The organism is Acetobacterium paludosum (genome assembly GCF_008086595.1).
GTDB lineage: Bacteria > Bacillota > Clostridia > Eubacteriales > Eubacteriaceae > Acetobacterium > Acetobacterium paludosum.
The window spans coordinates 216,696-237,695 of the sequence record NZ_RXYA01000002.1 but is presented as its reverse complement, the minus strand read 5'-3'; the positions used below and the strand labels follow the sequence as shown (position 1 = coordinate 237,695).

The following is a 21,000-nucleotide window of genomic DNA, read 5'->3' as shown; positions in this document are numbered from 1 at the left end:
GGAAAGTGGGATGAAAAGAATTTTAATTGCGGAAGATGATATGGTAAGTCGTAAGTTTTTATGTAAATTTTTAAGCAAATATGGGGAGTGCGATTTAGTAGTGGACGGTCTTGAAGCAATCGATGCCTATATGCTTAATGTTCAGGAAAAAACACCCTATAATTTGATCTGTTTGGATATCATGATGCCGAAAATCGACGGAGTTAAAGTCCTGAAAACGATACGGGATTTGGAAAAACAACAAGATTTGCAAGAAACTGAAAAGGCAAAGATTATTATGACCACTGCATTAGGAGATTCGAATATTGTTCAATCAGCCTTTGATTTTGGGTGCAACGCCTATGCCAATAAGCCATTGGACATGAAAAAAATAACTGAAGTACTGGAAAAAATTGAATTTATCAAATAGAAATGATCAATATTGAAAGAATTGATAAAATTGAAATGGCAGCAGCAATTATGAATAAAGTGTAGCTAGTTAAGGCGCTCAAAATGGAATTCCATTTTTGGGAGCCTTGCTTTTTTAGTTATTGAAAAAAAAAGAATTATAGAGTAAAATAAAAGAGAAATTAAAGAATAAAAATAGATTTTGATTATAAGCTGGACAATTGCTTTTAAAAGAACCTTTTTAAGATAAAAACAGCAATGATAACAATACAATTATTTTAGGTCGACTTTTTGTCAGAAGGTAAACGATAACATGAAAGGAGGAGGATTTAAAAAATATTGTGAAGTGATTTATTAATAAAAGCGATTCATTAAATATGGGAGATTTAAAATGAATAAGACATTGAGATACTACAATAATACAGCAAAAGATTTTATTGATGCGACACTGAATACAAATATGTCCGACGTCTATCAATTCTTTCTAAAATATATACCGGAAAATGCAAGCATTCTGGATTTGGGGTGCGGATCTGGTCGCGACAGCAAGTTGTTTATAGAAAAAGGCTATTCTGTTTGCGCAATGGATGGGTCGATGGAATGCTGTAAATTGGCAAGTGAAATTATCGGACAAGAAGTTGTTTGCAAGACTTTTGAAAAATTAGACTACAGTCACGAATTTGATGGTATATGGGCATGCGCTTCACTTTTGCATGTTCCATTTGATGATATGCCTGGAATTTTCGAAAAAGTATCACAAGCATTAAAGCCAGGCGGCTATTTATTTGCATCATTTAAATACGGCCGTTTTGAAGGAGAACGCAATGGCCGTTATTTTACGGATTTAAATGAAAAAAGTATGATGACATTAGTAAACCTTTTAAAAGAACTGCAACTCATTGAGACGCTTGTAGCCAATGATGCTCGGGTAGGTCGAGAAGGTAAAAAGTGGCTAGATGTGATTCTAAAAAGACCCCAATCATGTTGATATGGATACGTTTAAAAAAAGATTCTAACAAGTTGTGCTCATTATATCTTTTATAATGAGCGCTTTTTTATGCAACAGTTATTAGCCTATACAGTGAGCTTGGAAGTAATTTTGTGCTGGTGCTAGTTCAACTTATCATATGAACATATGAACAATTATTCATTTATTTGTTGACAAACCCAGAATAGCTGAGCTATAATAACAGTATGAATAATTGAACGATTGTTCAACTGTTCATATAAAAAATGAGGTGATAAGATGGCTAATAAAGTACAACCGATTGAACGGTGTGACTGTGACGTGATTCATGAAGATATTGTAAAACAGGTAAAAAATAAAATGCCCCAGGAAGAGACGTTATATGATCTCGCAGAATTATTCAAAGTATTTGGAGATTCCACAAGAATTAAAATACTCTGGGCGCTGGATGAAGCTGAAATGTGTGTGTGTGATATTGCATTTTTATTGAACATGACCCAATCAGCGGTATCTCACCAACTTAGAGTCCTAAAACAGGCGGATCTGGTTAAAAACAGAAGAGCAGGAAAAATTGTTTTCTACTCTTTAGATGATGAACATGTCAAACAAATATTTAACCAGGGATTGACGCATATTCTAGAATTAAGGGAGGATCAATGATGCTAAAAAGAGAACTGATACTTGAAGGATTAAACTGCGCCAGCTGTGCATCCAAGATAGAGTGTGAAGTCAATAAGCTTAGCGGAGTTAATGCATCCATGAATTTCATGAACAAGACACTGACGTTAGAGATAGAAGCAGATGCAGCTGTGGAAACTATTGTAGATCAGGTCAAATTAATCGTGCATAAACATGAACCGGATGTAAAAGTTGTTTTAAAAAGCAGAAACGCAAAAAAAAATATAAAAGAGAACAGTGAAGACGAACATGAAATCGGGGATAATCGCAAAACTCAAATCATTAAACTCGCAATTGGGGGGGCCTTGTTTGCTATCGGGTTGATCTTTGATTTTCAGAATTGGCTGGAATTAACTTTGTTTTTAATCAGTTATATTATTGTTGGCGGCGACATCGTTTTACGGGCAATCAAAGGAATCGCTCGAGGGCAGGTGTTTAGCGAGCACTTTCTGATGAGTGTTGCTACAATTGGCGCCTTCTTTGTTGGTGCATATCCTGAAGGGGTAGCGGTTATGATGTTCTATCTGGTTGGTGAACTATTTCAGGATATGGCAGTGGATCATTCCAGAAAATCAATCAGTTCATTAATGGATATAAGACCTGATTATGCAAATTTAAAAGTAGGGAATGAACTCCAAAAAGTATCACCGGAAGATGTGAATATCGGAGATATGATACTGATAAAGCCGGGAGAAAAAATCCCACTGGACGGAAAAGTTATCGAAGGACTTTCAATGGTTGATACATCTGCATTAACCGGTGAATCCATCCCTCGAGAGTTGGAACCGGGACACGATGCTTTAAGTGGATTTGTTAATAAGAACGGCGTTCTGACAGTTAAGGTGACAAAAAGTTTTGGCGATTCTACGGTATCAAAGATTTTGGATCTGGTGGAAAATGCCAGCAACAGAAAAGCACCTACAGAGCAATTTATCACAAAGTTTGCCCGCTATTATACGCCGGTGGTTGTCTTTGGCGCTCTGGCGTTAGCTATCATACCGCCACTGATGATTCCAGGAGCTGTTTTCTCAGATTGGGTTTATCGTGCCCTGGTATTCTTAGTGGTATCCTGCCCATGTGCCCTGGTGATTTCGATACCGTTGGGATTTTTCGGTGGTATCGGCGGCGCTTCTAAAAGAGGTATTTTGATAAAAGGAAGTAACTATCTTGAAGCATTGAATAATGTTGAAACGGTTGTCTTTGATAAGACCGGGACGCTGACAAAAGGCGTATTCAAAGTGACGCAAACTAATCCTCAAAATGATTATACAAAAGCGGAACTTCTCGAATATGCAGCTTATGCCGAAAGTTATTCAAATCATCCGATTGCACAATCAATTACAAATGCTTATCATGCTGAAATTGATCAGAGTCGCATCAAAAATTATCAGGAAATAGCAGGAAATGGAATAAGTGTAACGATCAACGGCAATGAAGTTTTAGCAGGGAACTCGAAATTAATGGATAATGAAAATTTAAGGCATATCGATGATGTTGAGACTTCAGGAACGGTGATACATGTTGCAATCAACAAGAAATATGCAGGACATATCGTCATTTCAGACGAAGTTAAAGAAGACTCAGCGCATGCCATTAAAGAGCTTAAATCTCTGGGCATCAGAAAGACGGTTATGCTCACCGGAGATTTAAAGAGTGTGGGTGATAAAATCGGAAAGCAGTTGGGTCTCGATGAAGTATATTCCGAATTACTGCCTGAAGATAAAGTTGAGAAACTCGAATGGCTGGAAAGCAAAAAAACTCCGAAAGGGAAGCTTGTTTTCGTCGGCGATGGGATCAACGACGCACCGGTACTGGCAAGAGCCGATATTGGAGTGGCGATGGGCTGTTTGGGATCGGATGCTGCGATTGAAGCCGCCGATATTGTCATCATGACTGACGAGCCATCAAAGATAGCATCAGCAATACGAATAGCCAAAAGAACGAGGGTCATCGTTTTTCAGAATATCGTTTTTGCATTGGTTGTAAAGACCATATTTCTGGCCTTAGGGGCATTGGGTTTAGCATCAATGTGGGAAGCTGTATTTGCTGATGTCGGAGTAGCTCTGATTGCCATTTTTAATGCCATGAGAGTCATGAATACAAAAAAAATATAAACACATCCGACGATTCACTTCAATGGGATAAACGGCGACCCTGGCATTATGGCCCATGGTGTCATTCGCCGATTTAAACGCATCCAGATCGAGAAAGATTACTCCGATAAAAGTTTCAGCACGCTGAACAGTGTATAAGTGATGTAATAAACATTGAAAAATAAAATATTACTTTTGTCTCGCTATTATTTATCTGTTAATAACTGAAATTATAGTGTAAAATCAATGATAAGGTTTACAACTTACAATATAACTATATGTAAAATAAGAAAGCGCTTGCTATAGCGATGAAAGGAAAATTTGATGACTGATAATAGTGGTCAAGAAGACCACATAAAAGAAGAGAATCAGCACGGCAGATACTTAACTTTTCACTTAGGAGAAGAAGTTTTTGCGGTTGAAACTAAATATGTGACTGAAATCGTTGGCATGCAATTAATTACAAGTGTTCCGGAAGCTCCTGCTTATATAAAAGGGATCGTTAATTTAAGAGGTGTAATTATACCAGCCATTGATGGTCGGCTGAAATTTGGCATTGAACCGATAGATTATGATGAAAAAACTAGTATTATTGTTATTAGTATCGATGCGGTTTCTTTTGGCTTGATTGTCGACGACGTTGAAGATATGCTAACGATCAATGATGAAGAAATTGCTCCCCCGCCATCAAAAATAACTGGTTTCACAAACCACTATGTTAAGGGTTTTGGAAAAGCCGAAGGAAAGATTCAGTTGCTTCTGGATTGTAAAAGCCTCCTGAAAAGCGCTGAAATGCAAGTCGTTGAGGAATTGTTTGAAGAAGTCGTTTAAAATGACGAGAAGATTCGTGAATGAAGGGTAAAAGTATCGAAAAGAAATACTTTGCTTTTGGGAGAGTGGTAAAAAGTCAAGTGAAGCGCTGGCACAAGCTTAGCGTTTTCTTAATTTTTTGCCAATTCATATAATTTACAGAATAGTTAAAGATTTTAGGCTTATTATCAACAGTAAGGAAACAAATAAGCCTCCCTTTATTTTCATTCCTGAAATAGAAATCGCAGATAACAGATGATCTGCGATTTCTATTTTTTTTGTATGATTAACTCAAACTTTGCACATAAATAATTAACTTGAGGTTCATGTTATGAAAATTATAACACAAACTAATACAGACTTAAATTCCAATTCTAAACTAGTGGCGCGTATTTTGAAAAAAATATCAGGTAAGCTCACATTTAAAAACATGCAATGCCTACAAAACCAGAAGCTTTCCGGTGATTTCGGTTTTTGATTATCTTTTAAGCATCGTTTTACCAACCGATCGATATACATGAATTATGTGACCCATCATCATTGTCCGGAGTTCGAAAAAGATACGATCTATTGATTCACAAACTCCGTCTTGACAAGCTTGCACGATATATTTCGAATAGGTACCGTTTATCACTAATTGGTAGCGGTTATTCTTACAACTAATTTCATTTCAATGGTTTTAACTAAATTTACAAATACAAAAAATAATTAAATTTCCGAGGCTGCCTGAAACAAAACTATAACTTCAGCTCAGATATGCGATCTTTGCGCATCCAGTTAGATGTGTTTGGACGAGAAGAAGAAAGAGTACAAATGGAACAACTGGATAATATCGTTGATCATATCCGGTAATCTTTCAATACGTTGAGCTATCACCATAGGCGAACAAATAAGATAATCATGAAATAGAACTTGACTAGGTGCATTTAAAGGCATATGTTTAATAATAAATATATGTTTGCTATTTTATTTTTGTGAATAATGATGCGGGTTAAAATACCTTAGCAGTGATGTTAGAGAGCTAAACAAATAAAAGTAAGAAGACACATAATACGAAAATAGGGTTTTAAAAAATATTGCAGTATGAATTTTATAGTATACAAAATAAAAATAAAGAGTTAGGAGGATGAATTTTGGAAAAAATCAGTAAGAAAATTTCAAGTTTTTTAGTTGCGGTTTTAATTTTGAGTACAGTTTTACCAAGCGTAGCTTTTGCTAGTAATTCTCAAGACAACATGATAAAAAACAAAACTTCCAATAACGAAGTAATGACTACTGAATCAGCTGAATCAGTTCTTGTTTTTGTTGGAGGGATTTTTGTTGGATTTATTGTTGATGGAGTAGTCGTATTTGCAAGTGGACAAAGTAGTGCAGATTGGGTAGCTGATGCGTTGGCAAATTACTTCGCAAATCCAGGAGTTACTTCGATTTATTTAGGTGAAGGCGGTGGCAGTTGGTAATCTATTTTACAATAAAGAGAATTAGTTTGAAGTGTTTAAAATGAAAAAAAGCAAAATAATAATGATATTTTTATTGGGAGTTTTATTTTATTTTATAATATCTACACTTTATTTTTTGTATACTTAAAATTATAATATGCTCTCCCTATAGTGAACAGTCTAAATAAAAAAAACTGTTTATTACAAGGTGGGGCATATTTTTTATCGAAAGAAAAAGCAAAAATATACTAGAAGAAAAATTAAAAGTGCATCAAACAATTGTAAATAGCATAGATCCGATTCACAATCAAACCCGGATGTTGGGAATAAGTAAAACGACAATCCATCAATGGATTTGCAATTATAATGACTCAGGAATTGACGGTTTAAAACCAATTGTTAAAAACAGTTATGTTCTCAATAAATAAGCTGGAATCGGAGATGTACTATCTCAAAAAATTGACACCTATGAAGAATTAAAGTATGCTATCGAAAACTATATCGACTATTACAATAACCATCGTTATCAGAAGCGTCTGAATTGTATGCCCCCACTCGAATACAGGGGTTATCTGGGATCTGTTGCATAAGAATGCCGCCAATCATAAATGAATATGATTGGCGGCACACATATTCATTTATAATTATTTATTTTGTCTACTTGACTGGGAGCGGTTCAAGAATGGTTACACCCACAATGAGAATGATCGTGAACCATAGCTAAAAGCGGGTTGGGGGTTCCTTGTGTTTTTTTATTAATAAAATCGCTGTAAGCAACACTAAGTGATTCATAATTATCAAAAATATTTGTATCGCCGATGTTTTTATTGAGCTGTAGCAGTAAATCTCCCGCGAAGGAATGGGTGATGTATCCCGGCAGACTGAGGGGTGCATTGATATAGCATCTGATGGCAAGATACTGACCGTAGAATTGAGCAAGGTCATACATGTTTTCAGAGAGATCACCGGTTAGTATTTTTTCGTAGGCGGGTACTAACTTACTGATATAGGCAAAAACTAAAGCGTCTTTATCAGCATTTGTCAGGTGATAGAATAGTGTCGGACCCCTAAAACTGGCTCTAACTTCCGAAACAAATTGAAAACAATCATGATCAGGAAATGAATCCTTTCTCAGGTTGACGATATTATATTTGTTTTTGCACTCGAAATAATCGATTGCATGAGTATATTCGTAGGCGATTGTCTGAGAATAAACACCGCTTTCATTAAAATGATCCTGCCGGATCAACAACAAAAACATTGAATTTTGTTCATCCGGCAGCACTAACAGTTCATTGCTATTTTGAAGCTCCGGTTCAGATCCTTCCACATCCATTTGTTCACTCATTGTATTGCATAATTCGAACCTGTCTGAATAAATATTGTCAGTTACAATAACTTCAAACGGGCAATCTTTTTTACTTTTGAAAATATGATCATATCCTTGTATGATATCTTGGACGATAGACATTGTGAGACCTCCTCTTATTCACATGAATTTGTGAATGCTCGCTAATATTTAGTATATACTTTATGGTTTATGGTGTAAATAGTCGGGAAAAAATTAAATGTAAAGGTAAAAAAGCAACGGTCAATTAGGCCGTTGCTTTTTGTATGAATTATAGGTGTTTAAATTCATAATCAATGACACATATGGCCCTTACCAGCTGCCGCCGCCACCACCGCCGCCACCGCCGCCGGAGAAACCACCGCCGCCAGAGAAGCCGCCACCGCCGAAGCCGCCGGAGCCAGAGTTAGGCGGAACAATGATATTGGATGAAATTGAATTCATGCTGTGCATCAGCGCACTGGCAAATATTATCGACGTAAAGGGATCCCCATAGGTCTGTCCGTAATACCAACTAGGCTGTTCAATGGCAATTGATTCGAAATTTTTCGCCCATTTATCCGTGACCCCTAAAACATAAGCATAGGGCAGAATATTGTAAAAATACTGAGGGTTCTCATTGACTAAAGCTAAAATACGATCTTTTTCAGCTTTTTCAATGAAATTCTTAAAACCAAGAACTTCGCCTAACCACTGACGGCCAGTTTCCGTTCGTTTAGTTGAGATGATTTGGAATACTGAAATGCCATAGGTGGCAAGTAATGCTACCAGTGCCGGGATGATACTTTCATAACCCAATAGCATGCTGGCAACAAACACAATCAGAGCAAAGACGACAGTGAGTACAATGCCTAAAATCAACCGACCAGTTGTTTTTTTTGTTGACGTGCCCTGTCGGTTTCGAATTGCTGTGGTGATGATGTTAACGCTGAAGATTGTCGGCAACACAGTAAAGAGTGCGGAAAAACCGATAGCAAGCAGACCATCCCCAAAAGATGTCAGCATGCTTGAGCGATAAGCACCGTTGATCACCAGTGTCAGCAGCGGAAAGCACATGATCGCTGTGATGAATCCAAAGCCAGCCTTTGATGCCGCGGTAAACAGTCTATTTTCCGGAATATTAAAATAACTTTTGATCTGGAGCTTCGTCGCAACAAACGTATCGTAAAAGCTGGCCGGTACGCTTTCGGTTGAAAAACTATCTTTTTGATCAAAAAGATTAACGAAAAAAGTCTGTTCAAAATCTTCCGCTGTATCTGGCAGATTCTTAATCTTATGGAATATAAATTTCTTTTTATCCACCTGTTCGATGGTCATATAACCCTTATCTGCCCAATACATGAGCAGAGAAATGACTTCCGGTTTGTCTAGATCACCATCCACAATAAAACCAATCTGGGATGGGGTGAAATCATGTGGTGGGTAAAATTCGACTGGTTCCACCGGCTTTTCGTCTCGTCCTGTAAAAAACCAGATCAGAGCCGCACCCAGTAAGGACAAAGCGAACAGGATATACATCAAGGGATCAAATTCGTTACCGGTAAAGGCTCCCACAAAATAACCTTCAGGTAAATTTATTTTTAAGGTAACGCCTTCATTGTTGGATAATGGCCGATTCAGAGTTCCATTAATGGTATTTCCGTTAATGGTAAAATCAACGGCGGTGGTATCGGTACTGCCATAGCCACCTGTAATAAATTCTACCTTAGAAGAATCAAAAGCTTTTGGCATAACAATCGTGAAACTGGCGTTCTGAATGCTTGTATCCCAATTTTGTGGAATGATATTGTAATAAACATCATCCATAGAATTAATTTTATCATCACCTGGGTTCCAAACGTAAGAAATGGGGTAGGTTTGAGTTCCAGATACTGTTTGATTTTTATCGCCAATAGTGATGACAACATTATTATTTTCATTGGATGTTTCATATTTGAAATTAGAAACCGAAACATTAGAGACTCGGGCGGTATAAGGTGTATCGACGGGCTTTCCATCAATCTCGCGATAAAAATCTCCTTTATAAGGAATGTATCGAAAAATACCATGGCGTGCTGCGGAAAAAGCGACTGTTATGTTTTCTTGTATATCATAAGCATGATTTTCCTGAACGTCCATGGTCACATTATATTGTGTTATATCAAAAGCTTCTTGAGCAAACGTGCTTCCAGGAAAAACAGATCCAAAAAGAAGAAGGCCAAGAAGAAGAAGTGCGCATCGATTTTTCACTTCGTTTACCTCCAAAATGATATTTTTAATTAAATTTAACTTGGACGTTTTCTCGTTCTTCTGGAGCTCCCACTTCAAAGAATGGTTGTTTTTTGAAGCCGAACATATTGGCAACAATATTGCTTGGGAAGGACTCAACCTTCGTGTTCATTGTTCGAACGGTTGCATTGTAGTATTTTCTTGAATTGGCAATATCGTTTTCGATGGATTGCAGCTGTTGCTGCAAATCAAGAAAATTCGTGTTTGCCTGGAGTTGGGGATAAGCTTCTGCAACGGCGAAGAGACTTTTCAAGGTTCCGGACAAGGCATTTTCATTGGCAATCTTTTCGTCAATACTGGTTGCGCTCATGGCTGCTGTTCTGGCCGCGGTTACTTTTGCGAAGGTTTCTGATTCATGGGTCGCATAACCCTTTACCGTTTCCACAAGGTTGGGGATCAGATCATAACGTTTTTTCAAATAGACATCCATAGTTGAAAAAGCTTCTTCAACTTGGTTTTTAATCTTAACGAAGCTATTTCGAGAAACGATGAGCCAAAGCCCAATTATAACAACAAGACCGATAATAATTAGAAGTGCAATCATTTTTAAATCCTCCTTTTTAATTTTGTTTGTTATATTATAACACTTATTAATGAAGGCCACAACGAATCTTTGCGGATACGATGTCTGGATTGACAATAAAAAAATAGTACAAAAGAAAAGCTTTACATTGTTCAAGTGTGATATTTTGACTTGTTGAATGGGTATTTGTATATTACAATGAGGTTAAATTAGAAAGAATCCGAATTCCAATGATGAAATGGCAATGAATAATGAAACAGGATAGGATCTTTTTACTACAATACCGGAGGAAAGGAGATATTAATATATATGAAATATTCACACATTATATTTGATTTAGATGGAACGCTAATTGATTCCAGCGAAACCTTTCGTTTCTGCCTTGAATACGCTCTGGAAAAAATGAAGTATCCGAACCCAAAAGTTGTTGATGTTAATCCGCTGATTGGACCGCCGATTCTCAAAACCTTTCAGGACGTTTTTGGGTTTTCTCCAAGCGAGGCCCAACAAGGATATAAATTTTATCTTGAAGAGTATGTAGACAATGGCAGAATGTATAAAACCCCGATTTATGACGGAGTGAAAGCAACGATTCATACCCTATATAAAAACAAGTGTTTTCTGGGGGTAGCGACAACCAAAAATGAAACTAACGCCAGAAAAATCATCCAGAGCATGGCATTTGACATTGAGATTGATCGGGTTTATGGAACATATAACGACGGTACCCGCAGCAATAAAAAAGAAATCATTGCCGATCTTCTGAATGATCATCAGATCGTTGATCTATCGGATGTTTTAATGGTTGGAGATCGCTATTACGATATTATTGGGGCAAAAGAAGTTGGCATCGCTTCCGTGGGGGTGACCTATGGCTGCGGCAGCGAGGAAGAGCTCAGAGAAGCTGGGGCAATACAACTCATTGCAAGTTTTTCCGAGCTTCTGAATATTGTTTGTTAGGAGGACAGTATGCAAGAAGAAAATATTAATTTAGAACGTACAGCAATCATTAAAGGTGACTTGAAATACACAAATATTGGACAGATTATAAAATCTTCGTTTTTTAAAAAATTAATTAAAACCTTTATTAAAGAGCTGGAGGTTAAAAAATCTTATCTAATCAAAACACTGGAACCGTTTCAAAATGAAAACGGAGATTTTAACGAACGTGAATTTATTGATTTTATATATTTGCTCAATATCAATTCACTGGAAGAAATTATCCGTTCCGGCTATTTTGATATTCAAATGACTTATGAAGAATATTCCCAATTGTTTTTGGGCTTTCTTGAAGGCTTTTACAATTACTGGCGAGGAATCCAGCGTTTTATGATTAAAATGGATGGTTATAGCCCGGATGAAGGCACAAAACGATCGAAAGCTTTTTCTTTGATATCAAATAATGATGCGTTTAAGAAAATGGTTCTGGATCTTTATCGTAATATTCATTTTAATGTAACCGGAAAAGGTGTGCGTATTTATCGACAGCTTCCCAGTGGTGCCCAGGTGGCCTTTTTAGCTGATTATTTTGAATTCGACCGGGAAGCGAAGAGCAAAAACGATTCGCTATATCAGATTCCTTATATTTGGGAAGCAATTTTTGAGCCCCCTGTTATTTTTTACACCCAGTCGAACAAACGCGAAGGGGTATTTCCAGTTAAGGATAAACGTATTTTACAAAAATTTTATCTGGCGAGTGATGAATGGTTTGCAATTCCTTTGAAGGTCGGCCGCTTATTATCCATTGTTTATGTACAAAAAGAGTATATGGCATTAGGCGCTGGCTTGTTCAATTTATTTGAAATGGCTACGCCAGAAGAATTTACAAAACAAAAGCCGGATTCAGTGGTTTTCTTCGGTTTGGATGAAAGTATTTTTGACGAAGATGAGAAACTCGGCTTTGTGACAAAAGAAGATGATGTTTATTATGGGCTGATTCCAGATCTTGCGCAAATCGACTATTTTGGGTATATGAAGAAGATTTTGCTGACGCTTCACAATGTCATCCAGATTGAAATGAAAGCACTGCCGATTCATGGGGCCTTTGCAAAGATAAGAGTTGGCGGCAGAAAATCGGCGAACATCATGCTGATTGGCGACAGTGGAGCTGGAAAATCCGAGACACTGGAAGCCATTAACAAGCTTCCCAGAGAAATGGCGTGTGATTTTGACATCCTTATCGATGATATGGGATCACTTCATTTTAACAAGGAAGGTGAGCTCATGGCAGTCGGCACCGAAGTTGGCGCCTTTGTCCGGCTGGATGATCTTCAGCCGGGTTATGCCTACAGCACAATGGATCGCAGTATTTTTATGAACCCCAACATTGCGAATGCCCGAGTCATTGTGCCTCAAATGACCTATGAAGAAATTTCGAAATCGACCCGGGTGGATTTCATCTTTTACATCAACAACTACGAGAAAATCGACGATGAAGTCCCGGCCATCGAAATATTTGAAGATTTAAACGCGGCCTATGATGTTTTCTCTGAGGGAAAACGGATGGCCAAAGGAACCACTGGAGAAGTGGGTTTAACCAATACCTATTTTGCCAACCCGTTCGGTGCGGTTCAGATGAAAGAAGAGCATGAAAAAATTGCCAGGAAAACATTCAAAAAAATGAAAGAAATCGGAGTGCAGGTTGGCATGATTAGAACACAGCTGGGGATTCCTGGTTGCGAACAGGATGGACCCTACATCGCAGCTCAAGAGTTGATTCGATTTATTGATAAAACAAACTCAGAAAAGCTGTAAAATAGGTTTGATCTTTTGGAAATAGGGTATATAATATACTTATAGAAGATTATAATCATTATAAAGGAGAAAGATATGGGTAAACTGAACGGTACACAAACACTACAAAATTTAATGCAGTCTTTTGTCGGAGAATCCCAGGCTAGAATGCGTTATACATTTTTTGCATCGGTTGCCAAAAAGGAAGGATATGTTCAAATCAGCAATATCTTTACTGAAACAGCCGGAAATGAAAAAGAACATGGTGAATTGTTTTATAAATATATTGTAAGCAACGAATATGTTACTGGAGAAGCAGTTAATGTCAACGTCAATGCCGACTTTCCAGTGGCGCTAAGCGATACCAAAAACAACTTACTGCATGCAGCATCTGGGGAGAATGAAGAATGGAAAGAACTTTATCCTAAATTTGCTGAAATAGCAAAAAAAGAAGGTTTCCCGGAAATTGCAGAAACCTGGCTGGAAGTTGTTGTTGCTGAAAAAGCGCATGAAACACGTTATTTGAAGCTGGCTGCCAATATTGAATTGGGAAGAACCTTCAAACGTTTCAGTGATGTTAAATGGAAATGCTCAAATTGCGGTTACATTTATGAGGGCGCAGAAGTACCTGATACTTGCCCAGCCTGCAAGCATGCAAAAGATTATTTTGAACTGTTTGAGGAAACCTACTAAAATTTATTAAATTAAATAATATAATCAAAACAATCAGTATCATGTCTCAACGGCATGATGCTGATTGTTTTCTTTGTGAAGATGATACATGAATAGATAAACGTCTTTATCAGGTTGTCGAAGTCAATGAATCAGATTTCTATCGTACAAGTTTAAAAATAATGGTTGACAAAATAATACTTCGCGAGTAGAATTAAAAATAATTCACAAGTCGAAGCAATATTGCGAAATGAAAAAGGAAAGAAGACAATGATTAAAGAGTTTAATGGCAATTTTGAATCGATAATATTTGAGTATATTGACAAGATAAAATTTCTTTTATCACCAGAGACGTGGGGCAATGATCTTTTTAACTGCTCTAAGAATGAGCTGTTTATGATGCTCCTGCTGTACCGAAGAAGTGATGTGAATATGACTCAGATTGCTGATTATATCGGGGTTCCCCTTAATACTGCCACAGGAATTGTGGCGAGAATGGAAAAGCGGGGGCTTGTCAGTCGTGAAAGAAGCGTTGAGGACAAACGGGTTGTCACCATCCATATGACGGATGATGGTTTGGGTACGATTAAACGCATCATCAGCGAGATGAGTCGCTATGGGCAATTGGCCATGGACAGCTTTACGCAAGAAGAGATTCAGCTGGTCTTTAAATTAATCGACAAGGTGATGGACACCCTGAGTCGGGATCCTGAGAAAAAGAGCAATCATGATAAGACTGAAACAAAGGTAAGAAAAATTACCATTGAGTGACCCCGGAAGGTGGCACTCAACAAGATGTAATAAGTATTGGTATTACCATTTCTAGTCAACTTGCTGCCGGAAGGCAGCATCTTTTTAAACAATACTTCGGAAACCGAACAATTCGAAAAGAGAATAATATAAAAATATGGAGGAAATTATGAAACGGATACTTATATTTACCGGCAAAGGCGGCGTGGGAAAAACCAGTGTGGCAGCTGCACATGCTTTGAAATCATCAAAAGAGGGGAAGAAAACCTTGATCATCAGCACGGATATGGCCCACAACCTGGGAGATTTGTTTAATATGCCGATTGGCGGGAATGAAGTTCGAGTGGCTGATGATTTATATGCATTGGAAGTGGATGCGAATGAGATGATGGAAAATGATTATAAAAATATCATGAAGGCATTCTCCAATCTCATTGGTTCCTTTAATCAGGATAATTTAGAAATGGATGAATTTACCATGATGCCGGGAATGGATGAGTTGTTCTCGCTCCTTAAAATCCAGGATATTTATAATAACAGCGATTACGAACGGATTATTGTCGATTGCGCCCCAACCGGAGAAACATTGTCACTGCTTAAATTTCCAGAGCTTTTATGCTGGTATATGGATAAGTTTTTCCCGATGGGGAAAGTGGCCATGCGGATATTATCGCCGGTCTCAAAGTCGCTGTTCAAGATTCAATTGCCGGACAAGCATGCCATGAGCGATATCGAAAAGCTCTATGTAAAGCTGATTGAATTGCAGGAGCTGCTCAAAAATAAGGAAGTCACCTCAGTCAGACTGGTTACGATTCCTGAGAAAATGGTGGTGGAAGAGACAAAGCGGAATTATATGTACATGAAACTGTACAACTATCATGTGGACGGCGTTTTTATCAACCGGATTCTCCCGAAGGAAATAGACAACTCGTTTTTTGATGAATGGGTCACCATTCAGAAAACCTATATTGAAGAGATCAATAATTGTTTTGAGACGGTTCCTCAGTATAATATCCCCTGGTATGACACGGATCTCCTCGGGCTGGATTCCATCAACCGCATCTGCGAAGATGCTTTCAGCGGGAAAGATAGCTTGTTTGATATCATGGATGATATTGAAGGGGAAAGCTATGAAGCGAATGAAAATGGTTATGCCATGAAATTGTATTTGCCAAATATTACAAAGAATGAGGTGTCGGTCAATCTTTCCGGGTCGGACGTGATCATAAAAATTGGCAACTACAAACGGAATATCCCCATGCCGAATACGCTCCGGGGAATGGAAGTTGTTAGTGCCAAGTATGACGCGGATACCCTCGTCATTCAGTTTGGAAATCAATTGGAGGTCAGAAATGCGTAGTGAATTTATCGAGAAAATGATCCAGGCGAAAAAGATTGAAAAAGAAGCATTTTCATCACTGCTGCCAACATCCGTGGTTGGACATATGGATGTTATCGAAAAAGAAATGAAAATGATGATCTGGGAACTGGTAAAGGAATGTGTCGTTGACGCAGCCCACCCAGGAGGTGAGCCGAAAGAAGAAAAAAAAGTTAAGAAAGTTACAATCAGTTGAAAGATGAGAGGGCAAAAATGAGAATCATTTTATATACAGGAAAAGGCGGAGTTGGCAAAACCAGTGTGGCGGCGGCTACCGCAGTGAAGGCGGCTAAGGACGGAAAAAAAGTGTTGATCATGAGCACCGACCAGGCTCACAGTCTGACCGATTCTTTCGAAGTACAACTGGGAAACGAACCGGTGGCCATCACCGATAATCTCTGTGGACTTGAAATAGACGCCATCGTGGAAGGCGAACTGGCCTGGGGAAACATGAAAAACTACCTTAAGGAATTACTGACAGCAAAAGTAGCCGGCGGCATCGAAACTGAAGAGCTGCTTGTCTTCCCCGGGCTGGAGGAATTATTTTCGTTGTTTAAAATCATCGATATTTATGAAGAAAACCAATACGATCTTTTAATCGTGGATTGTGCGCCAACCGGAGAAACCATGGCGTTGCTGAAGTTCCCGGAAATGTTTGGCAATATGATTACGACTATGCTTCCCATGAAGAGAAAAGCGACAAAAGTGGCGGGCCCGATGGTTGAAAAGGTAATGAAAATACCGATGCCGAAAGACAATGTTTTCGATGATATCGAAAGGTTGAATCAGAAGCTTTATCAGCTCCAGACCATTATGACTGATCCGGAAATTTTGAGCATCCGCATTGTTACCACCCCGGAACGGATTGTCATCAAGGAAGCAAAAAGAAATTTCACCTATCTTCATTTGTATAACTATAATATTGATGCGGTGATTGTCAATAAGGTTTATCCCAGACAGGCATTGGACGGGTATTTCAGCAAGTGGATCAACCTTCAGGAAGAAGGGCTTAACGAAATCAGAGAGAGCTTTTGCAATGTGCCGATTTTTACTTTGATGCTTTTGAATAAGGAACTGAAATCGGAAGAGGTGCTTCTGGAAGCAGCGGAAACGATTTTTGGTGATACAGATCCCGCGGAGGTCCTGTTTGCCGATAAGATATTTGAAGTAAAAAAAGAAAGTGATGGGTATTACTATATTTTAAACCTTCCGTTTACAGAAAAAAGTGAAATGAATATGAGGCAGAAGGGAAATGAACTGATGCTTCAGATCAAAAATCAGAAACGATGCTTTACTCTGCCGGATATATTGAAGAACAAAAGCGTGGAAAGTGCCCAGTATAAAGAAGATCAACTTTATGTGAAATTTGTGTAGATAAAGTTAATGAAAATAGTAAAAAGCATGCACCTCACAATTAAGGAGGGCATGCTTTTAGTGATTGAAAATTCATGAAAAAAAGTGTGTTTCGTTATTGTGGTTTCATACCGCCGCCCTGACCGCCGCCTTTGCCACCGCCCATTCCAGTTGCCTGGCCGTTGCTGGTTACGACCGAGGTAAGCGCAATAGCTGCTGTCTGACTGCCACTGGTCAAGGTATAAGTTGCTCCATTTTGAAGCGCTGGGCTACTGATTACTACCGACTGATAAGATTTAACTGGCGTATAGGAAACGATTGTATTTCCAGATGCATCCGTTAAGGTTATCTCGGTTCCGGCAGCACAGGCGGTTGTGAAGTTATTTAGTAAGGAGTATTGAGTTGAAGTATCAGAAAAGCCTTGTGCCATTCCTGAACTTCCGGCGGCAACGGTTGTTCCGCCAGTGATTTCAGCTGTGCCATTATAATCAAGAGCACCATTGTCATTAGCTGTCGGTCCGCTGACATAAATAGTCCCTCCTGAGATATAGAGATTACCGTTGCTGTCAATCCCATCGCCGGTCGCATTGATGTTAATTGTTCCGCCCGAGATGGTGAGATAGCAGTTTGCATCAGCTTCCATTGCGCCACCGCCCGGACCATTTGAATTAGTTGTTGTTGTGATTCCATCGGCGGCGTTAAAACCATCATCCTGTGAAGTGATATCAATTGTTCCGCCTTCGACAATGATTGCGGTGCCTTCGATTCCTTCAACACTGTTTGCTATTTTAATCGTTCCACCGCAGATGTAAACATATCCTTTGGTGTTATCCTCGTCATTTTTCGAGGTAATTCCCTTTCCGGTTGCTGAGGTGATGTTAATCACACCGTCTTTGATTTTTATACAATTTTTACTGCTGAGGGCATCTTTTACAGAGGTAATATTATAGGTGCCGCCAGTGATAACCAAATCATCTTTTGATACAATGGCATGTTTATAATTTGCGGTAATATTTAAAGTACCTTCGCCATTGATGGTCAAATCAGCTTTACTGAAGATAACGCTGTCGACGGTATTTTCATCCGTCTGAACATAGGCGGAACCGTCGGTTAAGGTATTCACAGTATCTTTACCAAGGGTAATAAAGACCTTGTTGGCGCTTTTTATATAGATTGGGGCATTATCGGCACAATTGATGGTCACACCATTTAGGACAATCTGAACCTTGTCTGTATCAGCTGCCGCCACCATAATCTGTCCGTCTGACAGGCTCCCGGTGACGACATAAACACCTTCTTTGCTGATGGTGAGTACCCCGCCGCTTGCCGTGGCTCCGTCGCCTGAAACCTGAATAGTTGTGCCAGCCATCGTCACATGCACTGCCGTGCTGTCATCATAGGTTGTTTTCAAATCGCGGTCCGAAAATTCCGGGTCCACCGCAATTGTAGAAGTGGATGGAACAACGGCTGTTAAACCGGCTGCTGCTACTGCCACAGCAGTAGTATTTGTTGGGGCAGTATTGGCGGATGATTGACATCCGGTTAATAATAGCATAATTATTAAAAATGGTATAAGAATCTTTAATCTTTTCATAGTAAGTTTGTTTTCTCTCTTTCTTTTATAGTTCAGCATCATTGCTGTGATTAAATATACAATAGTTACGTGATAGAAATGTGAACAAACAATGTTTTTTCTGAAAAATCGAAATGGTGCAATATCATTCAAGAAATATTCTCGTTATGATGTTAGAATGATTAAGAAAACGAGAGAAAGAGAGAAAAGTCATGGCACAAGTGCAAGAACAGCGGCATGTTTATTATGACCGCGATTTAGAGATAGAAGCCTATAATTTGAGCGGAATCATTCAAAAATTCCCTAATCACTTTCATGAGTATTACGTCATTGGATTTGTGGAGGGGGGCAGTCGGCACTTGTGGTGCAAAAACCGCGAATACGATGTCGTCACTGGAGATTTGCTTCTGTTTAATCCCCGGGACAATCATTTCTGTGCGCCCATCAATGGAGAAATATTAGATTATCGGGCGATCAATATCAAGCCGGAAATTATGTCAAAAGCGGTCAAAGAAATCGCCGGTAAAGACTATACACCTTATTTTACCCAGAATGTAGTCTGCCAAAGCGACATCACACTATTTCTTCGGGATTTTTACAATGCGATTATCCGTCGTGCGCCAAAGCTGGAAAAGGAAGAGGCCTTGTTTTTCCTGCTGGAGCAAGTTCTGCAGGAATATGCAGCGCCCTTTGAAGGAATCGATATATCAAAACCAAATCAGCAAATCAAAACGCTTTGTACCTACATGGAAAATCATTTTGCGGAAAATATCACCTTGGACGATTTACTGGAAATGACCAATTTTGGCAAATCCTACCTGCTGAGATCATTCACAAAGCAAGTGGGGGTTTCGCCGTACCGCTATCTGCAGACGGTACGGCTGGACAGAGTGAAAAATCTTTTGGCACAAGGCATAGCACCGATTGATGCGGCGTACATGGCTGGCTTTTCCGACCAAAGCCATTTTACAAATTTCTTCAAGGAATTCATCGGGTTGACGCCGAAGCAGTATCAAAGAATCTTCATGGATACAGAACAACCGCCGGAGCCGGCAAAGGCGTGGCAGGATGACAAATAACAAAAATCCGGCGGGGCATCTGGCGGCATTTATCACCATTCTGATCTGGGGCACAACCTTTATTTCAACGAAGGTACTGCTCCAGACATTTGCTCCGATAGAGATCCTGCTCATCCGGTTTGTAATCGGGTACTTTGCTTTATGGTGTGTTTGTCCCCGCAGATTGTCTGTATTGCTGAAAAAACAGGAATGGACCTTTGCCGCTGCCGGTCTGTGTGGCGTGACGCTGTATTATCTGTTTGAAAATATCGCATTGACCTATACGCTGGCTTCCAATGTGGGGGTTATTATCTCAATCGCGCCATTCTTCACCGCCATTTTCGGATTTCTGTTTTTACATGATGAAGGGCCGAGCGCACGTTTCATGGGCGGTTTCTGCATCGCGATGGCGGGAATCTGCTTGCTTAGTTTCAATACTGAAACGGCCTTGGCACTTAATCCGTTAGGTGATATGCTGGCAATCGCGGCGGCGGTTATCTGGGCGGCCTACGCAACTTTAACAAAGAAAATCAGCACCTTCGGCTACAACACGATTCAAACGACACGGCGCATTTTTTTCTACGGTTTGATTTTCATGATGCCGGTCGTGTTCCTGACGGATTTCAATGTCACGCTTTCCCAGCTGGCCGAACCCCAAAACCTGCTGAATCTTCTGTTCTTAGGCTTGGGGGCATCTGCGTTTTGCTTCGTCACATGGAATTTCGCAGTCAAGCTTCTGGGTTCTGTCAAAACAAGTGTTTACATTTATATGGTGCCGGTAATTACAACGGTTACTTCGGCCTTCGTACTGCACGAACAAATCACAGCAACGGCGGTATGTGGTATTGTTCTGGTTTTGACCGGCTTGCTTTTATCGGAAAGCAAAAAATTGCAGCAAGTGCATAATTAAGTTTAAATTTATTAAACATGAAATTCTGATCAGTTGGAGACAAAGCCCTTCATTTAGTGA

At 39.1% G+C, this 21,000-nt stretch carries 22 protein-coding genes; 17 read left to right on the top strand and 5 right to left on the bottom strand.

Going from position 1 to position 21,000, the window contains the following annotated elements; genetic code table 11:
- Window positions 1-10: 10 nt before the first annotated feature.
- The 4 genes from FZC41_RS03260 (at window position 11) to FZC41_RS03245 (ending at window position 4,146) form a co-directional block, all read left to right on the top strand.
- Window positions 11-409 carry a response regulator gene (locus FZC41_RS03260; protein WP_148565946.1) on the top strand — a complete coding sequence of 133 codons (399 nt, stop codon included), beginning with the start codon at window positions 11-13 and terminating at the stop codon, window positions 407-409.
- Between the two features lie 369 nt (window positions 410-778).
- Window positions 779-1,375, top strand: coding sequence for a class I SAM-dependent methyltransferase (locus FZC41_RS03255; RefSeq protein WP_148565945.1), 597 nt, complete (start codon window positions 779-781; stop codon window positions 1,373-1,375).
- Between the two features lie 258 nt (window positions 1,376-1,633).
- Complete coding sequence (locus FZC41_RS03250) at window positions 1,634-2,014, top strand: ArsR/SmtB family transcription factor (RefSeq protein ID WP_148565944.1); 381 nt, start codon at window positions 1,634-1,636, stop codon at window positions 2,012-2,014.
- A complete protein-coding gene (locus FZC41_RS03245; RefSeq protein WP_476559221.1) occupies window positions 2,011-4,146 on the top strand; it encodes a heavy metal translocating P-type ATPase in 2,136 nt (711 codons plus the stop codon). The genes FZC41_RS03250 and FZC41_RS03245 overlap by 4 nt, the downstream gene beginning before the upstream one ends.
- Here the strand turns inward: FZC41_RS03245 and FZC41_RS17850 are convergent.
- The gene (locus FZC41_RS17850) at window positions 4,057-4,308 is read right to left on the bottom strand and encodes a diguanylate cyclase domain-containing protein (protein ID WP_148566038.1); all 252 of its coding nucleotides are present in this window, start codon (window positions 4,306-4,308) and stop codon (window positions 4,057-4,059) included. The genes FZC41_RS03245 and FZC41_RS17850 overlap by 90 nt on opposite strands.
- A gap of 141 nt (window positions 4,309-4,449) precedes the next feature.
- On the opposite strand from FZC41_RS17850, the gene FZC41_RS03235 reads away from it, so the two are divergent.
- The 4 genes from FZC41_RS03235 to FZC41_RS17840 all read left to right on the top strand — a co-directional run bounded on the left by FZC41_RS03235 (window position 4,450) and on the right by FZC41_RS17840 (window position 6,964).
- A complete protein-coding gene (locus FZC41_RS03235; protein WP_148565943.1) occupies window positions 4,450-4,956 on the top strand; it encodes a chemotaxis protein CheW in 507 nt (168 codons plus the stop codon).
- A gap of 1,112 nt (window positions 4,957-6,068) precedes the next feature.
- Window positions 6,069-6,395 carry a hypothetical protein gene (locus FZC41_RS03230; RefSeq protein WP_148565942.1) on the top strand — a complete coding sequence of 109 codons (327 nt, stop codon included), beginning with the start codon at window positions 6,069-6,071 and terminating at the stop codon, window positions 6,393-6,395.
- Window positions 6,396-6,691: 296 nt separating this feature from the next.
- On the top strand, window positions 6,692-6,802 hold the full coding sequence (locus tag FZC41_RS17845) for a helix-turn-helix domain-containing protein (protein ID WP_420797211.1): 111 nt from the start codon (window positions 6,692-6,694) through the stop codon (window positions 6,800-6,802).
- A gap of 6 nt (window positions 6,803-6,808) precedes the next feature.
- Window positions 6,809-6,964 carry an IS3 family transposase gene (locus FZC41_RS17840; protein WP_148566037.1) on the top strand — a complete coding sequence of 52 codons (156 nt, stop codon included), beginning with the start codon at window positions 6,809-6,811 and terminating at the stop codon, window positions 6,962-6,964.
- A gap of 86 nt (window positions 6,965-7,050) precedes the next feature.
- On the opposite strand, the gene FZC41_RS03220 is transcribed toward FZC41_RS17840, so the two are convergent.
- From FZC41_RS03220 to FZC41_RS03210, 3 genes are all read right to left on the bottom strand, one after another.
- Complete coding sequence (locus FZC41_RS03220; protein ID WP_148565941.1) at window positions 7,051-7,845, bottom strand: hypothetical protein; 795 nt, start codon at window positions 7,843-7,845, stop codon at window positions 7,051-7,053.
- A gap of 189 nt (window positions 7,846-8,034) precedes the next feature.
- Window positions 8,035-9,951 carry a DUF2207 domain-containing protein gene (locus tag FZC41_RS03215; protein WP_148565940.1) on the bottom strand — a complete coding sequence of 639 codons (1,917 nt, stop codon included), beginning with the start codon at window positions 9,949-9,951 and terminating at the stop codon, window positions 8,035-8,037.
- Window positions 9,952-9,976: 25 nt separating this feature from the next.
- Window positions 9,977-10,534 (bottom strand): LemA family protein, encoded by a 558-nt coding sequence (locus tag FZC41_RS03210; protein WP_148565939.1) that lies wholly within the window; start codon window positions 10,532-10,534, stop codon window positions 9,977-9,979.
- 288 nt (window positions 10,535-10,822) lie between these two features.
- Between FZC41_RS03210 and FZC41_RS03205 the strand changes: the two genes are divergently transcribed.
- From FZC41_RS03205 to FZC41_RS03175, 7 genes are all read left to right on the top strand, one after another.
- Window positions 10,823-11,473 (top strand): HAD hydrolase-like protein, encoded by a 651-nt coding sequence (locus FZC41_RS03205; RefSeq protein WP_148565938.1) that lies wholly within the window; start codon window positions 10,823-10,825, stop codon window positions 11,471-11,473.
- A 9-nt stretch (window positions 11,474-11,482) separates the two neighbouring features.
- Window positions 11,483-13,267, top strand: a complete 1,785-nt coding sequence (locus tag FZC41_RS03200; protein ID WP_148565937.1) for a phosphoenolpyruvate carboxykinase (ATP) — start codon at window positions 11,483-11,485, stop codon at window positions 13,265-13,267.
- Window positions 13,268-13,342: 75 nt separating this feature from the next.
- Window positions 13,343-13,939 (top strand): rubrerythrin, encoded by a 597-nt coding sequence (gene rbr, locus FZC41_RS03195; protein WP_148565936.1) that lies wholly within the window; start codon window positions 13,343-13,345, stop codon window positions 13,937-13,939.
- A gap of 249 nt (window positions 13,940-14,188) precedes the next feature.
- Window positions 14,189-14,689: a MarR family winged helix-turn-helix transcriptional regulator gene (locus FZC41_RS03190; protein ID WP_148565935.1), complete on the top strand. Its 501-nt coding sequence runs from the start codon at window positions 14,189-14,191 to the stop codon at window positions 14,687-14,689.
- 148 nt (window positions 14,690-14,837) lie between these two features.
- Window positions 14,838-16,028 (top strand): ArsA family ATPase, encoded by a 1,191-nt coding sequence (locus FZC41_RS03185; RefSeq protein WP_148565934.1) that lies wholly within the window; start codon window positions 14,838-14,840, stop codon window positions 16,026-16,028.
- Complete coding sequence (locus FZC41_RS03180) at window positions 16,021-16,242, top strand: hypothetical protein (protein WP_148565933.1); 222 nt, start codon at window positions 16,021-16,023, stop codon at window positions 16,240-16,242. The genes FZC41_RS03185 and FZC41_RS03180 overlap by 8 nt, the downstream gene beginning before the upstream one ends.
- 17 nt (window positions 16,243-16,259) lie before the next feature.
- Window positions 16,260-17,420 (top strand): ArsA family ATPase, encoded by a 1,161-nt coding sequence (locus FZC41_RS03175; RefSeq protein WP_148565932.1) that lies wholly within the window; start codon window positions 16,260-16,262, stop codon window positions 17,418-17,420.
- A gap of 94 nt (window positions 17,421-17,514) precedes the next feature.
- Here FZC41_RS03175 and FZC41_RS03170 read toward each other — a convergent pair whose 3' ends face one another.
- Window positions 17,515-18,993 carry a carbohydrate-binding domain-containing protein gene (locus FZC41_RS03170; RefSeq protein ID WP_170253830.1) on the bottom strand — a complete coding sequence of 493 codons (1,479 nt, stop codon included), beginning with the start codon at window positions 18,991-18,993 and terminating at the stop codon, window positions 17,515-17,517.
- Window positions 18,994-19,184: 191 nt separating this feature from the next.
- Here FZC41_RS03170 and FZC41_RS03165 point away from each other — a divergent pair, with 191 nt between their 5' ends.
- Together FZC41_RS03165 and FZC41_RS03160 are read left to right on the top strand one after the other, a co-directional pair.
- Window positions 19,185-20,051: an AraC family transcriptional regulator gene (locus FZC41_RS03165; protein WP_148565930.1), complete on the top strand. Its 867-nt coding sequence runs from the start codon at window positions 19,185-19,187 to the stop codon at window positions 20,049-20,051.
- A complete protein-coding gene (locus FZC41_RS03160) occupies window positions 20,041-20,940 on the top strand; it encodes a DMT family transporter (protein ID WP_148565929.1) in 900 nt (299 codons plus the stop codon). Before FZC41_RS03165 ends, FZC41_RS03160 begins: the two co-directional genes overlap by 11 nt.
- Window positions 20,941-21,000: the final 60 nt, after the last annotated feature.

Excerpts from the sequence above, each read along its gene's own strand:
- FZC41_RS03260 (WP_148565946.1), top strand. The coding sequence starts at position 11 with ATGAAAAGAATTTTAATTGCGGAAGATGATATGGTAAGTCGTAAGTTT.
- FZC41_RS03255 (WP_148565945.1), top strand. The coding sequence starts at position 779 with ATGAATAAGACATTGAGATACTACAATAATACAGCAAAAGATTTTATT.
- FZC41_RS03250 (WP_148565944.1), top strand. The coding sequence starts at position 1,634 with ATGGCTAATAAAGTACAACCGATTGAACGGTGTGACTGTGACGTGATT.
- FZC41_RS03245 (WP_476559221.1), top strand. The coding sequence starts at position 2,011 with ATGATGCTAAAAAGAGAACTGATACTTGAAGGATTAAACTGCGCCAGC.
- FZC41_RS03235 (WP_148565943.1), top strand. The coding sequence starts at position 4,450 with ATGACTGATAATAGTGGTCAAGAAGACCACATAAAAGAAGAGAATCAG.
- FZC41_RS17845 (WP_420797211.1), top strand. The coding sequence starts at position 6,692 with ATGTTGGGAATAAGTAAAACGACAATCCATCAATGGATTTGCAATTAT.
- FZC41_RS03220 (WP_148565941.1), bottom strand. The coding sequence starts at position 7,845 with ATGTCTATCGTCCAAGATATCATACAAGGATATGATCATATTTTCAAA.
- FZC41_RS03210 (WP_148565939.1), bottom strand. The coding sequence starts at position 10,534 with ATGATTGCACTTCTAATTATTATCGGTCTTGTTGTTATAATTGGGCTT.
- FZC41_RS03205 (WP_148565938.1), top strand. The coding sequence starts at position 10,823 with ATGAAATATTCACACATTATATTTGATTTAGATGGAACGCTAATTGAT.
- FZC41_RS03200 (WP_148565937.1), top strand. The coding sequence starts at position 11,483 with ATGCAAGAAGAAAATATTAATTTAGAACGTACAGCAATCATTAAAGGT.
- rbr (WP_148565936.1), top strand. The coding sequence starts at position 13,343 with ATGGGTAAACTGAACGGTACACAAACACTACAAAATTTAATGCAGTCT.
- FZC41_RS03190 (WP_148565935.1), top strand. The coding sequence starts at position 14,189 with ATGATTAAAGAGTTTAATGGCAATTTTGAATCGATAATATTTGAGTAT.
- FZC41_RS03185 (WP_148565934.1), top strand. The coding sequence starts at position 14,838 with ATGAAACGGATACTTATATTTACCGGCAAAGGCGGCGTGGGAAAAACC.
- FZC41_RS03180 (WP_148565933.1), top strand. The coding sequence starts at position 16,021 with ATGCGTAGTGAATTTATCGAGAAAATGATCCAGGCGAAAAAGATTGAA.
- FZC41_RS03175 (WP_148565932.1), top strand. The coding sequence starts at position 16,260 with ATGAGAATCATTTTATATACAGGAAAAGGCGGAGTTGGCAAAACCAGT.
- FZC41_RS03170 (WP_170253830.1), bottom strand. The coding sequence starts at position 18,993 with ATGAAAAGATTAAAGATTCTTATACCATTTTTAATAATTATGCTATTA.
- FZC41_RS03165 (WP_148565930.1), top strand. The coding sequence starts at position 19,185 with ATGGCACAAGTGCAAGAACAGCGGCATGTTTATTATGACCGCGATTTA.
- FZC41_RS03160 (WP_148565929.1), top strand. The coding sequence starts at position 20,041 with ATGACAAATAACAAAAATCCGGCGGGGCATCTGGCGGCATTTATCACC.